Annotated in this window: 6 protein-coding genes; 1 reads left to right on the plus strand and 5 read right to left on the minus strand. The window is 40.6% G+C overall.

The features are described from left to right. Nucleotide 1: 1 nt before the first annotated feature. The 5 genes from ACLI1A_RS10690 to ACLI1A_RS10710 all read right to left on the minus strand — a co-directional run bounded on the left by ACLI1A_RS10690 (nt 2) and on the right by ACLI1A_RS10710 (nt 13,586). Nucleotides 2–2,428, minus strand: coding sequence for a sugar-binding domain-containing protein (locus ACLI1A_RS10690; protein WP_411408642.1), 2,427 nt, complete (start codon nt 2,426–2,428; stop codon nt 2–4). 57 nt (nt 2,429–2,485) lie between these two features. Beyond that, nucleotides 2,486–4,060 carry a glycoside hydrolase family 30 protein gene (locus tag ACLI1A_RS10695; RefSeq protein WP_411408643.1) on the minus strand — a complete coding sequence of 525 codons (1,575 nt, stop codon included), beginning with the start codon at nt 4,058–4,060 and terminating at the stop codon, nt 2,486–2,488. 81 nt (nt 4,061–4,141) lie between these two features. Further along, entirely contained in the window at nt 4,142–5,833 is a 1,692-nt protein-coding gene (locus tag ACLI1A_RS10700) for a RagB/SusD family nutrient uptake outer membrane protein (RefSeq protein WP_411408644.1), read from the minus strand. A gap of 10 nt (nt 5,834–5,843) precedes the next feature. Then, nucleotides 5,844–8,984, minus strand: coding sequence for a SusC/RagA family TonB-linked outer membrane protein (locus ACLI1A_RS10705; RefSeq protein WP_411408645.1), 3,141 nt, complete (start codon nt 8,982–8,984; stop codon nt 5,844–5,846). A 597-nt stretch (nt 8,985–9,581) separates the two neighbouring features. After that, nucleotides 9,582–13,586: a two-component regulator propeller domain-containing protein gene (locus ACLI1A_RS10710; protein WP_411408646.1), complete on the minus strand. Its 4,005-nt coding sequence runs from the start codon at nt 13,584–13,586 to the stop codon at nt 9,582–9,584. 420 nt (nt 13,587–14,006) lie between these two features. On the opposite strand from ACLI1A_RS10710, the gene ACLI1A_RS10715 reads away from it, so the two are divergent. After that, nucleotides 14,007–17,093 (plus strand): glycoside hydrolase family 2 TIM barrel-domain containing protein, encoded by a 3,087-nt coding sequence (locus tag ACLI1A_RS10715; protein WP_411408647.1) that lies wholly within the window; start codon nt 14,007–14,009, stop codon nt 17,091–17,093. The last annotated feature ends 39 nt before the right edge of the window (nt 17,094–17,132 follow it).

Consider the following 17,132-nt stretch of genomic DNA (forward strand, 5'->3'; position numbering starts at 1 on the left):
ATTACTTTACGGTAATAGTAGTTTCTACTGGTTTCAGCCAAGGACTTGTAAATTTGACGTTTATCGTACCTGCCTCACCCGTTGACTGAATGTATGCCAATATATGACCGTGCAGTACACGCTGTACATTGTCAGTATAATCAGTCATATCAGTATTGTTACCGGCTTCAAGCCCCAGTAATTTACCGGATCCACTAACGGTACAGGTTACTTCATTATCAGACAGCATTACAGGAATACCATCTTCGTCAACCACCTGCAGCAATACCTGCGCCACGCCTTTATCTTTACTAACGATAATACCTTTTTGCTTAACTAGCAAAGCAGCAGGTTGCTTAGACGAGTTGATAGCATAACGGCTTACCTCTTTTCCGTTGTTATCAAGGCCGATAACCTCAAGTTTACCGGCTTTAAAAGGTACATCCCAAACGATAATTCCTGTTTTTTCGTCGTACGCTTTTACATCACCTACCTGCTTACCGTTAAGCTCCAGGCGGGCTTTGGCAGCGTTAGTATAGGCTACTACACGTATATTTTGCCCATCTTCATAGTTCCATACATCCCATGCATCTTTAGATGGCTGTCTTTCATGGTTTGGCGTTGGGTAAGTACCAATATAGGACATTGGCTTATCCGACCAAAGCGATTGGCGGAAATACCCACGGGGCTTTATTTGTCCGGCAAAATCTACCAGGCCGGAGTAGAACCCGCGCGATGGCCATGCCCCAGATTCACCAAGATAGTCTATACCCGTCCAGATGAACTGGCCAAAGATGTGCTCGTTGTTTTTAACAGCCAGCCAAGGCTCCAGGTCGTGTACGGTTTCACTACCGTAAATAACGCGCTTAGGGAATTTTTTATGGTCTGATATATACTTACTTTCAGTATAGTTGTAGCCTGTTACATCAATAACAAAAGGATATTCGGTTTCGTTACTCATGGCTACACCGGCAAGGCCTGCTGTGGTAACACGTGATTTATCAAATTTCTTAACTACCGCAACGAGTTTTTTAGCAATTCCACCAAGTCGCATGGCATCGGGGGCGTCTTTTTTGTAGCCACCGTAAGCAGGTTGGCCAAAGCCGTCTTTGCCACCATCAAGTACAGGGTGCGAATAAGGATCATTAGGATAATCTACCTCGTTACCGATACTCCATCCCCAAACCGAAAGGTGGTTACGGTCGCGGCGCACCATATCTTCAAGGTCTTTCTCTGCCCAGTCGGCAAAAATATCATAAGACCCCTGGAAGCCCGGCGTGCCAACGTTCCAGCCGGTTAACCACTTACGCTTAGGATATTCCCATTCGTCGTAGGCTTCGTTTAGTACTAATATACCTAACTCATCGCACAGTTCATAGAATATAGGAGCCTGTGGATTATGGCTGGTACGTATAGCGTTTACCCCTATATTTTTAAGGGTTTGCAGCCTGGTTTTCCAAACTTCATCCGGCACAGCAGATCCAAGTACACCTGCATCATGGTGAAGGCATACACCTTTCATTTTCATCCACTCGCCGTTTAGCGCAAAACCTTTATCAGGGTCGAATGTAAACGTACGGAAACCCGTTTGGGTAGCCGTGGCGTCTATCTGCTTACCGTCTTTAAGTACAGTAGTTTTTAAGGTATACAGGTTAGGGTTATTCAAATCCCAAAGCAGCGGGTTGCTCACTTTAAGCTGGGTAGCTACCTTATCTTTTGCATTGGCAGCAACGCTCAGCTTTTGCGAGTTTTTTGCTACTACTTTACCGTTTTTATCTACAAGCTCATTTACTACGGTAACACCCGATTTTTTATCAAGGCCGTTCTCTACTTCAACTTCAACATTCAGTAGTCCAGACTTTCCTTTAACCTCAGGATAGGTATATACACCCCATTGGTTAATGTGTACGGGGTTTGCGTATACTACAAATACATCGCGATATATGCCCGAACCTGTATACCAGCGTGAGTCGGCACTTTGGCTATGGTCTACACGCACAGCAATGGTGTTATCTCCACCAAAGTTTATATACGGGGTAGCATCATAGCTAAATGAAACATAACCGTTAGGGCGTTTTCCCAGTGAATGCCCGTTAATAAACACTTCGCTACGGTTGTATACACCTTCAAAATACAGGTATACCTTTTCGCCTTTTTTAGCAGCCGGTACATTAAGGCTTTTACGGTACCACCCTATTCCTCCAGGCAGGTAACCGGTACAGCTTGCCAGCGTGGGGCTTAGCTGTCCTTTTATGCTCCAGTCATGCGGAAGATTAAGCGTTTGCCAGTCGGTATCAGCATAAGAAACTTCCTTAGCTTCCTGCTTGTCTTCCAGTGCAAATTTCCAGTTATCGTTTATTTTTTGTGGTTGGCCAAATGAAACCTGCCCTACTGCAGCCATCCAGGTTGCGTTTAATGCGGCAAGTAAAAATTTTGTTGTAGTATTCACTCTTATTGGCATTTTTGATTGTGCTGTTGTTAATTCCTTTTTCCTCATTATTGTGTTTTACAACCCTCCGGTTGTAATGGTAATAATACTGCGTGCAGGCAATGTTATTGCTTCGCCATCAGTAAGGTTTTGCATTTGCAATTCCTTGTCAGATGATGTTATATATCCTTTTAAGCCTGTAAGGCTTCTAGTTCCTTTTTTTAATGTAAAGCTTACCGGTTGTGCCGATGAATTTATTACGACTGTAACCAACTTACCTGTAGCCGGGTCTTTATACGCTGAATACAGGAAGTTTTCATTTGAACTATCGCCTTTAGAGCTGCTTATTTTCACCCTTTGGTAACCCGGCCTTATAAATCGGCTGTAGTTACCCAGTGCCCATAGCATTTTACTTTTATAGTAATTACCATCCGTCTTTTCTTTATCAATATAAATAAGACCGTCTTTATAATCATATGGTGAAATTGCAAGCCACCAGTGCCAGGCTGTAGCATTTGCTACTGATAAGTCGGCATGTATTACCTTGGCAAGGTATAATGCGGGATTTATTCCTAAATCACGACCATTTCCATTGATTTCCCCAGCGTTATCACCAAGTATACAATATTCTGACATCCAGTATTTAAGTCCGCTTACCTGACTCACAGCCGATGCAAGCTGCTGCCTCTGGCTCACCATAGTAGCAAAAGGCGAAGTGGTAAAATAACTGTGCCCTGCAATTTTTGGTTCTACTTTAGAAAGGTTACCTACATAATTAGCCGAACCCGCAGTAAAGAAATCTTTTATCTGGTCGGCACGGCCGGGCCTGTTACCTACTTCGTATAAATAATTTATTTGTCCGGCTTCACCAAGACTAATGGTAGCATTAAGGTTACTGTCTTCTATTTTCTGGTTAAGCAGTGTAGTAATACTGGCTATTTCGTTGTTATAAAACGGTGTCCCTTCCTGTCCGCCATCGTTCCAGTCCCATTGCGGTTCGTTCATAGGGCTTATATAATTTGGCATCAGCCCTTTCGTTTGCAGTCCTTGTGCTACAGCTACAAGATAATCGGCATAAGCGCTATATTTATCTGAAGCAAGATTTGAAATAATGGTTCCTGAACTGGCAAACGCCTTACCGTTTCTTGTTATTGAAACCGGTGGGCTATTAGGAAAAATAAGCAACTTGTCTACCCCACGTGATTTTGCCGCCTGGGCAAACCATACTTGTCCCTGTTGTTTGTCCCAATTATAAGTGCCATCGGAATTAAGAAAGGATTCTGCCCTGCGCCATTCATCACCTATTCCACTTGCTGCACCCTGTTCGGCACTACCTGCGCCTACATTAAACCTCCATATAGAAAGCCCTATACCCAGTGGATTTCCTGAAGCATCGTTTTGTGTACTGAACAGCAGGTCGGCAATTGCGTTTTTCTTTGAATCTGGCCAATTGCCCACAAACTGACAAGACCACGCGTCGGATGCACCGAAGTGTTCCATTGTTTGGTACGTCGTGGCATCATCTATGGTTAAGGTTATACCTTGTTCGGGTTGTGATGTGCCGGTATCTTTTCCGCCATCATTGCTGCAGGCTGCATAACACACGGAGAGCAAGCTGGCAAATAAGCGGCTGTATATTTTATTATTTGTCATAGTATTTTTAGTAGTAGCCTATAATGGTATAAAAGCCGGAGGTATAGTAGCTATACCTCCGGCTAAAAACCCTATAAAAAATTAATAGCCTGGATTTTGTTCCAGCTGGTTGTTAGATGCCTGGATTTCAGTCCTAGGTATCGGTAGCCAGTAATGCTTGGTTTGGAAACTCTTACCAGTAAGCGCAGTTTTACGGGTATAGGTAAGTGAACCATCTGAATTTTTAGTAACATCCATACCGTAAGCAGGAGTGTTTTCTATTTCATCGGCAATCATCCAACGCCTAACATCGTAAAAACGGTGCTCTTCAAAAGCAAGTTCTATACGACGCTCATGACGAATTTTATCACGCATATCGCTCTGAGATAATCCTGTAGGAAGATCCGGCATACCTGCACGCTCCCTGATTGCATTAATAGCCGCATAAACTGACGCGTCAGGACCTACTGCTTCGTTTTGTGCTTCTGCATAGTTTAGCAGTACTTCACCGTAACGGATGTAAATCCAGTTTTGAACACCTGCTATACCCCACGGGTTAATAATAGGAAGATCATCACGAAGGAATTTCCTTAGGTAATAGCCACTCTTTGTAGTGTTCCAGTTACTTGGTCCGTCCTGACTATCAAGACCTCCCGGGCGGAACGTTTCTACATTGCGTTCCCTGTAAGCAGCTCCGTTAAACAAAATTGTCTGGTAAAAACGTGGATCACGGTTATCGTATGGAGCAGCCGCTTGTGTTGGGTTATCCCAACTAAAGGTAGAACCATCAGCCATTTCATAATCGTCAACAAGGTTTTGCAATGGTACATTTCCACCCCAACCGCCATAGCCATTAGGACCGTTAGCAATTTCAAGCGCAAGGTGAAGTGCAGTAAGGTTATAAAATCTTGCAAAAATATACTCTGAGTTACTCCCTTCTGTAGTAAACAGTTTGTCATAGCCACCTTGATATAAGCTATAGGTACCTAAATCCATAACCGCCTTGTTAGCAGCTGCAGCTTCGGCCCATTTCTGAGTATTGCTGGCGCCATCGTTATACAGTGGGCTTGCTGCATATAACAGTAGCCTTGCTTTGAGAGCCATAGCAGCACCTTTTGTAGCACGCCCTTCACCATACTCGTTACTGTTAGATGACGGTAAACCGGCTATAGCTTCATCAAGTTGGGCTACAGTATAGTCTACACCTTCTTGTATAGGGCGGCGATCAAAGAAAAACGGATCCTGAAGGTTATCATTCAGCTGCGACACACGGTCTCCAATCAATACTACCTTACCATAGTTCCTTATCAAATCAAGATAACGGAATGCCCTGATAAATTTAAGCTCGGCAATTAGCCTGTTTGTACGGGTATCACTCATACCCACTTCATTTATCCTTTCAAGAGCATAATTTATTTCACGGATGCTTCGGTAACTCCTTGCCCAAAGTGTACCTGCTATACCAAGGTTTTCGGGCGAAAGACCACCTTGTTGAATAATCCAGGTGTTATCGTCGTTGTTATAAATAGACTCGTCTGTAATAGAACTCCACATACCGTACTCAAAACCACGGCCAAAGCCAGGCTGGTTAGAGTCGCCTTCTTTATTACCAAGACGCACACCCACATAACGGTTTATAACGTAGTTTTCAAAAAGAGTAGAGTCAGAAAACACAGCCGCATCAGATAATACGCTTGTAGGCTCTACATCAAGAAAGTCTTTTTCACAGCCGGTAAGTATGGCTCCTAAAACCATAAAACCCACTACTGACTTCATTATATTTACTTTTTTCATAGTTTTTTTATTAGAATTGAACGTTGAAACCAAGGTTTATGATTTTCTGTTGCGGATAGAACTGACCGCTTTCGCTGTTTCCTTCCGGATCGTAATCTTTAACCTTGCTAATGGTAAACAAGTTAAACCCACTTGCGTATACCCTAAAGCTTGAAATACCATATTTACCAAGGATGTCTGATGGTAATGTATAACCAAGCTGTACGTTTTTAAGCCTTACAAATGAAGCATCATTTAGCCAGAAGTTGTTACGGTACTGACCACCGCTTACTGCAGATGAAGCACGGTCACTTACACGAGGATATGTTCCGTTTGTATTAGTAGGGCTCCAGCGGTTATCTGCCCAGCTGCTGTAGAAGTTACCTACAGTACCACTTTCAGGAAGCACATACTGGCTCACCTGAGTCTGTCCATAGAAAACTACTGATAAGTCGAAGTTTTTGTAGCTTGCATCGGCAACAAGGCCAAAAGTCATTTGAGGTATGTTACCATATTTAGAGCGAGTCATGTCGTCAGCTGTGATTTGACCGTCACCATTTACATCCCTGTAAATAAGGTCTCCTGGTTGAGCTCCAGTAACGTGAGGCGTGTTAGCCACCTGGTCATCTGTTTGGAAGATGCCTATGGCATCATATAACAGGTAAGTTCCATAAGGATTTCCTGTCTGCTTTTGGTAATCAAGTACACCCGATGCTTCGTCAATATAAACTACTTTATTTTTTGCATACGTAAAGTTACCCGATACACCCCAACTGAAATCACCTTGCTTGCTGTAGCCTAAAGTGGCTTCAATACCTGAACTTTTCATTTCACCGATGTTTTCAGAAGGTACAAGAGGATCTGACCCATATGGGTTAACTATACCTGTAGAACCCGGAATTGAAGCGCTCCTTGCCCAAAGTATCTTAGTCCTGTCCTGTGTAAAATAGGTAACCTCAGTTGACCAGTTTTTAAGAAAACGGGCATTAATACCTAAGTCAACTTTTGTTGCCCTCTCCCATGTAATACCTGGGTTAGCAAGTTTAGTAAGGTCTACACCCGAAGTTAGTACACCTCCTACTACATAACGGTTGTTAAAACTGTAGTTATCATAGAATTGGAATGCCCCCGTATTATCATTACCCAGTTGTCCCCATGAACCACGGATTTTAAGGTCGTCAAAGAATTTTACGTTGTCTGCAAACCAGTTTTCTTTAGAAATACGGTAACCCGCAGATACCGATGGGAAGAAACCGTAACGGCTACCACTTGGGAAGTTTGATGAACCATCAACCCTCATTTGCAAATCTAACAGGTACTTTTCAGAAAAGTTATAGGCTAAACGGCTTATAATACTTTGCCTTGTAAAGTTGTAACTGCTACCCCAGTTACCATAGTCTGTAGCAGCTGCGCCACCCTGGCTTAGCTCAGGTGTTTCTACTGTAGGGAAATGCCTTCTTGATGCTCCAAAAGTATGAGTGTTAGTTTCACTTTGCTCATAACCAACAAAAGAATCAACATTGTGATTACCAAACTGGCGCTTAAAGTTTAGTTTAATGTTATAAACCTCCATGTTTTGGTTATACTGTTGCTCTGATAGTGTTGCTTGTTCATCACTACCTCCTACAATAGTAGCAGTATAAACACCTGTATCCTGATTATAATCGTAAACGTTATAAGGTTTAGAGAACGTTTTAGAATAGCTTTGGCTCACGTCTGACGACATAAATCCATCTACTGATAAGCCTTTAAGGAAGCCAAAATCGTAGCTTGCCCTAAGTATACCATTAAATACATAAGTTGGGTTCTCGGTGAGACCACCTATACCTGTAGCCATAAGTACAGGGTTATTGTACTCTATACCCGAAGTAGGCGAACCATCAGGGTTATATGCTGCCACGGTAGGATATGCCCTGTAAATACTACGGAAAATATTACCGGCACTTGCTACAGGATATACCCTGTCCTCTTTACGTCCCGAAAGTGAAACACCAACTTTAAATCGGTCACTTACGTTAGTATCAATATTGGTCCTTACGTTATACTGGTCATAGTGAGTAGCACCATTACGGTATATACCTTCCTGAGAAAGTTTACCTAATGAGAAAAAATAACTGGTATTTTCGCTACCTCCCTGTACGTTAAGATTATGTTGGCTCTGAAGTGAGTGTTTCTTCAAGGTTTCTTTAGCCCAGTCAGTATTTGGGTGGCCTACAGGATCTGATCCGTCACGGAATTGCTGTATATCTTCTTCTGTATATGCGTGGTTTAATCCGTAAGAGTGGTTATTATAATAATCAATTTCGTTAAGTATCTGTGCATAGGTAGCAGCATCGGCCATTTTAGGCAGCCTTGTAGGCGAAGAAATACCTTGGTCAAAGTTATAACTAACCTGCATTCTGCTTCCTTTCTTACCTTTCTTAGTAGTAACAAGGATTACACCGTTTGCCGCACGGCTACCGTAAATAGCCGCCGAAGCATCTTTAAGCACGGTAATACTTTCTATCTCTTGTGGGTTAAGCCTGTTAAGTCCACCTACCTGGCCTGGTACACCATCTACAACAACCAGTACATCACTACCATTCATTGAGTTAATACCACGAATGGTGATACTTGAATCATCATAACCCGGCTCACCGGCACGGTTACTGGCTATAACCCCCGATACACGCCCCGCAAAACCGTTTGATACGTTTACCGCAGGGCTTTTTGTAAGTTGCTTACCATCAATTTCAGAAATAGATCCGGTAACGGTAGCTTTTTTCTTAACGCCATAACCTACAACTACTACTTCGTCAAGCTCCTGGTTATCTTCTGCAAGAGTAACATTTATGTTACTTTGACCGTTTACGGCTATTTCCTGGGTTTTAAATCCCACACTGCTTATTACAAGCACTGCATCCGAAGACGCTGCCGGTATTTCAAAATTACCGTCAAGGTCTGTGCTTACAACTACAGTTGTTCCTTTTACCATAACGGTAGCACCCGGTACAGGAAGACCGTCTGCCGATGTTACTTTACCTTTTACGGTAGCCTGTAACCAAGATTTGCTGTACGCACCAGATAGCGGTGTAGCAGCTTTAAGGGTTCCGGCTGTTAAACTCATGCACATGAGCAGCAGCATCTGCCCCCGTACACTGTTTTTAGATTTTAAAAGCGTAGTGTTTTTCATAAATACTATTTGTTTAAGGAGATCCCCCGCTTTTTGTTTAAGGGAATTTGAGGTTTAGTTTTAAAGGTTAATTTAATTTATCAAATAATAATCGTGTTTTACTTTAGTCATGAGCTTTATATTTTGGTTTAAATGTTAGTGCAAATACAAAATCGAGGTTTTTCATCTTAAATAAAACCTGCCTGCAGCAAACTCACTAACACTGCAGGCAGGTGTAAAAAACCAAATATTAACTCCAAACTTTATCTTTCAAACAGGATATTCCTGTCTTATTCTATATGTAGATGTTTCAATGAACTTAATCAGGATTACAATAGCTTTTAATAAACTTAAACGTTATAGTAACCTGATTCATTAGCAAAGTAAGGGGGGTAAAAAGACATTTTAAGTAGGTAAAATTGAAAATAACGGGGGGTAAATTCGCAATTAAATATTTTTTAAACACTAAAAATCAACATATTACACTTTAAACATTATTTAACAGGTAAATTAGTGTTCAAAAAACACATAAAAACAGAAAACGTTTTCGTTGCTTAATACATTTTTCTTTCTCGAAAAAGTAATCACAACGAAAACGTGGCTGATATAACAAAACAATTATTTTACAATATTATGATCGCGATTAAATGAATCTTTATAACGCTTAATATATTCAGAAGGTGTCATGCCGAACAGTTTTACAAACTGCTGTCGGAAATATTGCTGATCCTCAAAGCCTACCTGAATTGCCGCCTGGGCTATATTCATGTTTTCAGTAAGCATTAATAGCGCTGCACGACGAAGCCTTACCGAACGTATGAAAGCATTTAATGTTTGCCCTGTAATTAGCTTTATTTTATCATAAAGGCTGCGGTGGCTCATACCCATTTGCTGCGCAAAGGTTTTAATATTAAAATCTGCATTATCCAGGTTTACCTCTATTATGTCTATGCATTTTTTTATAAAATCACGGTATTCTGCCGGAACCTTATTATCATCTCTGGAGGTAATACCATCCAGGAAGTACGACTTAAGGTTGTTCCTGCTTTTAAGAAGAGTTTCTACCCTTGCAAGAAGAATATCGCTGTCAAATGGTTTGGTAATATAATCGTCGGCTCCTTCAGAGATACCTTTAAGATGTATCTCCGGGCTCGATGTAGCAGTAAGCAATATAACAGGAAGGTGATTTAACTCAGGTGTTTCCTTTATTTTACGACACAGCTCCAGTCCATCCATTTCATCCATAGATATATCACTTATAATAATATCCGGGCGTTTGTTTTTGGCTGTTTCATAACCACTTACACCGTTTTCAGCAGTAAAAACAATATAGGATGCAGAAAATAAATTGCTTAAATAGCTACGTATTTCTACATTATCATCTACTATCAGCACCGATTTCTTATCAGTAACAATTTCCTTTTCGGGTAATGGAACTGTATCTTTTACAGGGATTTCGTCTGATGCTGCTATTGCATCACCCAACAATTCTTCAACAAGTTCAGACATTTTAGGGCTTATGGCACTAATTGGCATATCTGCAAAATGTTCATACCCTTTAAGGAAACTCAGGGTGAATATACTCCCCTGCCCCTGTACACTATGACAACTTACATTTCCGTGATGTTTTTCGGTAAAATGTTTTACCACAAAAAGCCCGATACCAAAACCACTGCCCGCCACCGGCTTGCTGTTTACCCTACGGAATTTTTCAAAGATATGCGGCAGGTCGGCTTCATTAATACCACAACCTGTATCACTAATGCTTACTTCGGCATGGCTGTTATGGGCTACAAGCTTAAAAGTAATGGTACCTCCGTTAGTGGTATGTTTAAATGCATTTGACGTCAGGTTAAACAATGCAATTTCTATTTTTTCGTAATCACCAAAAATCTCGGTCTTCTTTTTGGGTATATCCAGTACAAAATCAATCCCTTGTTCGCGAGCCTGGTTTACAAAACACTGATATACTTCGTTACATAAATGATTGAGGTTTATGGCCGAAATTTTCAGCATATCGGCATCACTTTCCGCCTTGCGGAATAATAGCAGCTGATCTACAAGGCTTAGCAACCTTCGTGAATTTCTATGAGCAACCGCAAGGTCATTACTTAAGTCAGGATTCTCATCGAGAGGTTTCTTTACTGCCCTGCGCAGCGGATTTATAATAAGAGATAATGGCGTACGGAATTCATGTGAAATATAAGTGAACATTTCCATTTGTTTCTCAGCCATTTCTTTTTCTTTACGGCTTTCCAGTTGAGCAAGCTTCACCTTATATCGCATTTGCTCTTTGTTTTTATTGTAACGGATATAAGCATATATAATTCCCATAGCCATAGCAGCATACAATATATATGCCCACCAACTACGGTACCACGGTGGCAATACTGTTATATATAATAATGAGGCGGGTGTATTCCATGTGCCGTTTATATTTTTAGTTTTTACCTTAAATACATAATCACCTTCAATCAGGCGTGTATAATTGGCACGACGACTGTTTCCAACGTAATTCCAATGTTCGTCCCAACCTTCAAGAAAATAGGCGTAACTTACTTTATCGCTGTTGTTAAAGTCCGGCTCAACAAAATCAATAGAAAGAGTCGTTTGGTCAAACGGTATTTTTATTTCACGTATTTGTCCTTGCTTTGTACCTTCTACAAAATCAAGGCTTTTTTCTATTGCCTTATTATTTATAGATAATCCGGCAAGCAGTATATTATTTTCAGGTTTACTTTCTTTAATTCGTTCAGGCCTAAAACTGTTAAATCCCCTAATACCACCAAATAAAAATTCTCCTGAAGATAATTTAAGTGCAGCATTAAAACTAAACTGGTTACTTTGCAGCCCGTCGTTAACAGAAAAATTCATGAATAAACCGGCATCAGCGTCATAACGACTAAGGCCATTATAAGTGCTCATCCATAGATCGCCGTCTTTGTCCTCAAGTAAACGGAGTATGGTATTACCCGGTAGTCCTTCATTAGTAGAAAATCTCTTATATTTTCCTGTATTTCTATCAAATAAAAGCAAGCCCCCCTCTTGTGTACCTACCCAAAGGCGGTGTTTACTGTCTTCCAATACACTTCGTACAGGATAACCTATTTCGTATGCTTTATGCTTTCGGGTAGTAACATCTATACAATATAATGAGGTATAATTACCTCCCCATAGCTTACCATCTGCGGTTTCTGCAAGGCATTGAAGATTCTTGATTTTTGGATCGAAAATTTCGAAAGCATTACTGCCGGTATTAAAACGATACAGGCAGCCTTCATTAGTAGCGCTGGCCCAAACATGTTTACGCGAATCTTCAAAAACAAGCCAAATATTTCTTTCGTTTTGCTTTGTAACCGGATTATAGCAGTTAAAATATTCTATTGTACCTGTTGAAGGATTAATACGATTTACCCCTCCTTTCCAGGTCGATATCCAAATACGATTGGCCTCATCATGCATTAACCCCGTAATAAAATTACTGGTAAGCTTGTATTTAGAGCCTAATGTTTTGTTATAATTGGTATATGTATTAGTATTTCGATTCCAATAGCGTAAACCGGCTCCATCTGTTCCTATCCAAAGATTTTTCTTTTCATCTTCACAAAATGAAAGTATAAAATTCTCTGCCAGCGTATTAGTATCATTCCCTTTATAGGTAATGGTAGAAAAACTGGTAGGATTAGCCCCTATAACGCTGATTCCTCCACGCAGAGAACCTATCCATTTATTGCCTGATCTGTCTTTATAAAGGCCATATACTACGTTACTTTTTATAACCGTTTGCGAATTTATTGTATTGTAAGATACAGCTTCTGTAGCCCCCTGCTCTAACGCAAAAAGACCACCTCCATCTGTAGCAATCATTAATAAACGATTATCCTGTAAAAGATTTGTAACACTGGTTTTGGGTAAATAATTACCAGAAAGCTTTTTATTTACTGCATTATAACTAAACAGCCCCTCATCGGTACCTATCCACAACAGGCCATTTTTATCAGAGAGCATACAATTTGCTCTTACATTAGTAAATAATTCCGGGGTAAGTTGTTTCTTTTTTATATCAAACCGACACAAGCCTGTATTACGTACAAAAACCCAACTAAAACCTTTATCAGATACCGGCTGAAGTGCCACCACATCGTAGTTATAAACAGACTTACCGTTTTTTTGTAATGCAACAGGAGTTCCTAAGGGCGAGTTTTCATTAAAATAGATTAGTCCATATTGCTGAGTTCCGGCAAGCATTCCATATTTTCCAAAGTTCTTTATCTGGTGAACATCTCCGTCCAATTGCTTCTTTTTACCTCCTGAAACAAACTGCAGTGGGGTAAAAATTTCGGTAGCCTGATTCAGCACACATCCGCCTTTAGAAGTCCCTATCCATATATTGTTCTGGTTATCTCCAGAAAGGCTGTAAACATTATTACTTATCAATGAAGATTCATCACCTAAACGGTTACGATAAACCTTAAACTCATAACCATCATAACGGTTAAGGCCATCATAGGTGCCTATCCACATAAAACCATTGGTATCCTGATGCAGTGTAAGTACCGAATTATTAGAGAGGCCCTGGGCAATATCATAGAAGGTTACAGGATATACCTGTGCACGCAACATTGGTACCCAATGAAGCATTAAAAAAATAAAAAATAAGCGCAATACCTTCATTTTATTTCAGGGTTAGCCTAATCGGCCGGGAAAAGATTGTACGTAGAGAGTTTAGTCCATGGCAAATTAACACTAATTTAAAGAAAACACAAAAAAACACCAATAAAAATATGTATCATTAATTTTTAAAGCTTATTTTTTGATATAAAAATTACTAAAACGTTTACTAAAACATATAACTCAACTAAAAACAACTAAAAAACTGATTAACAGTTTTTTAAATTAAAAAAAATCAAAAACACCCCGTTTAGTATACAATTTAACCTACCCTATTTTTCCATTTTACCATTGCTCGCTATATCGATGTAACGCATACATTTGCATACAATGCTATGTGCATAATCTTCTTTTAGAACCAAATCATTTTACATGAAAAAAATACTTCCGTTTACACTGCTGGCAGTAACTCAATTTTTGTTTGCCCAGCAAAACGAATGGGAAAATCCACAGCTTATAGACCGCAACAAGCTTGAGGCCCATCCGCAGTTTATCATTTATAAAAACGAAAAAGACGCTCAGGCAAATAAGCCTGAACTATCGCCGTGGTATAAGAGCCTTAACGGCACCTGGAAGTTTAACATAGTAAAAACTCCTGACCAGCGCCCGAAAGATTTTTATACTACAAACTTCAATGACAGTGCATGGAATGATATTAAAGTTCCTTCAAACTGGGAACTCCAGGGATTTGATATTCCTATTTATACTAATATAGTATATCCTTTTCCTAAAAACCCACCCTATATAGACAGTAAATATAACCCAGTGGGTACTTATCGAACTCATTTCAACGTACCAGACAACTGGGATAACAGAAATGTAGTACTACACTTTGGCTCTATTACAGGATATGCACGTATATTTCTTAATGGAAAAGAAGTAGGTATGACCAAAGCCAGTAAAACCGCCGCAGAATTCAGCCTGATGCATTTACTAAAAAAAGGAGACAATATACTTGCTGTCCAGGTATTCCGCTGGCACGACGGCAGCTATCTTGAAGACCAGGATTTTTGGCGTTTAAGTGGTATAGAGCGCGATGTATATCTTACAGCATTACCTACAAACACGGTTTGGGATTACCAGGTAAACGCAGGCCTTGATACAGCTTATAAAGATGGTTTACTTACTGCTAAAGTAGAACTGGAAAAGTTCAAAAAAATACCATCTGCCTTCAAGGTTACCTTTACTCTTACTGATACTGCAGGAAAACAGGTGTACACCGAAACTAAAAAAGTGGCGCCGGACGAACGTTCGGTAAACTTTAATACAACCATTAAAGATGTACAAAAGTGGAGTGATGAAACACCTACCCTATACCGCTATACAATAACCTGGGATGGAGAAAAAGGTGAAACCGATGTTATAAGTGGCCGTACCGGTTTCCGTAAGGTGGAAATTAAAGATGCCCAGCTTATGGTAAACGGCAAACCTGTTCTGGTAAATGGTGTAAACATACATGAGCACGACCCTATAAATGGCCATGCCCCCAATCGTGAACTGATGATGAAGGATTTGGCATTAATGAAACAAAACAACATTAATACCATACGCATGTGCCACTACCCGCACGACCCGTACTTTTACGACTTGTGCGATGAATATGGATTTTATGTTGTAGATGAAGCAAACATAGAAACACACGCTATGGGCGCCGAGCTGCAAAACCCTTTTGATAAGAGCAAGCACCCAGCCTACCTGCCCGAATGGGGCAAAGCGCACCACGACCGTATAGAACGTATGGTGGAAACAGACAAAAACCACCCAAGCATTATTGTGTGGAGTATGGGTAATGAATGTGGTAATGGTCAAAACTTTGTTGATGCGTACAAATGGCTAAAGGAGCGCGATAACAGTCGCCCGATTATGTTTGAGCAGGCAGGAGAAAATGCCAATACCGATATTGTAGCACCTATGTATCCTTCTATACAATACATGAAGGAATATGCTGCAAGCAACAAAACCCGTCCGTTTATTATGTGCGAATACAGCCATGCCATGGGTAACAGTAACGGTAACTTCCAGGAATATTATGATATTATGGCTACAAGCCCTAAAATGCAGGGCGGCTGTATATGGGACTGGGTAGACCAGGGTATTACCACGCATGATGATAAAGGAGTGGAATATCTTGCCTACGGTGGAGACCTGGGCAGTAAAGACCTTCATAATGATGAAAACTTCTGTGCAAACGGATTAGTGAACGCTAACCGTATTCCGCATCCGGGGCTTATAGAAGTAAAAAAAGTATACCAGGACATTGCTTTTAGCCTTAGCGGTAAAGCACTTACCGTTAAAAACATGTACAAGTTTATAGATCTTTCGGGCTTTAACTTTAAGTGGGAACTACTTAAGGACGGTAAAAAAGTAACAGAAGGTGTCTTTGGGCTAAATACAGCTGCGGGTATGGCTGCTACTGTGCCACTAAATTACACTACTGATAGCTCAGGCGAATATTACCTAAGCGTATATGCATATACAAATAAGGCTACAGACCTTGTACCTCAGGGGCACGAACAGGCACGTGAGCAGTTTAAACTAAGTGGTGATTATTTTATTACCATAAAAGCAGAACCAAAAGGAAAGCTTACTGTAAAACAGAAAAAAGATATACTTACGTTTGAAGCCAATGGTATTACCGGAAGTTTTGATGTAAAGAAAGGTAACTTTACCAGCTACAAACACAAGGAAGATACTGCAGAAGTAATTAGTGCCTTCCCTACCCCTTATTTTTGGCGCGCCCCTACCGATAATGACTTTGGTAGCCAGGAACAAAAGAAACTGTCTGTATGGCGCTTTGCACACAAAAACCCTACTGTACAAAGTGTTACTATAGGCAAAAAGACGGATGCAGGCCAACCCATAGAAGTTAAGTACGTGCTTAACGATGCAAAAGCTCCGTACACAGTAAACTACCTGATTAAAACAGATGGTAGTATTAAGGTTACTGCAAGCCTGGATAAAACAGGACTTCAATTACCTGAACTGCCGCGCTTTGGTATGCGTGCAGAACTTCCGGGTAGCTTTGAAAATCTTGACTATTATGGCCGTGGACCTATAGAAAACTATAGCGACCGTAATACCGCAGCTTTCATAGGCGAGTATAACGATAAAGTTGCAAACCAATTTACCTGGACGTACATACGTCCGCAGGAAAGCGGTTATAAAACCGATGCGCGCTGGATATCACTTACGGATAATAGCGGTAAAGGTATTATAGTAACCGGTAATCAACCATTAAGTTTCAGTGCATTAAATGTAAGCACAGAGAGCATAGACCCGGGTGAGAAAAAGAATCAAAAACACACCAATGATGTTCACCCTGAAGACAAGGTATACTTCCAGATAGACCTTGCACAGCGTGGTGTTGGAGGTGACAACAGTTGGGGTGCACTCCCGCATGACCAATACAGGCTTATGGCAGACAAGTATAGCTACACTTATACTATCAGCCTAAAATAACCCTCTCCATAATTTCCCAATACGCAAAAGGGTTGCCTC

The organism is Flavobacterium sp. RHBU_3, assembly GCF_046613565.1.
Lineage (GTDB): Bacteria > Bacteroidota > Bacteroidia > Flavobacteriales > Flavobacteriaceae > Flavobacterium.

Coding starts and splice junctions, on each gene's coding strand:
- ACLI1A_RS10695 (WP_411408643.1), bottom strand. CDS start 4,060: ATGACAAATAATAAAATATACAGCCGCTTATTTGCCAGCTTGCTCTCC.
- ACLI1A_RS10700 (WP_411408644.1), bottom strand. CDS start 5,833: ATGAAAAAAGTAAATATAATGAAGTCAGTAGTGGGTTTTATGGTTTTA.
- ACLI1A_RS10705 (WP_411408645.1), bottom strand. CDS start 8,984: ATGAAAAACACTACGCTTTTAAAATCTAAAAACAGTGTACGGGGGCAG.
- ACLI1A_RS10710 (WP_411408646.1), bottom strand. CDS start 13,586: ATGTTGCGTGCACAGGTATATCCTGTAACCTTCTATGATATTGCCCAG.
- ACLI1A_RS10715 (WP_411408647.1), top strand. CDS start 14,007: ATGAAAAAAATACTTCCGTTTACACTGCTGGCAGTAACTCAATTTTTG.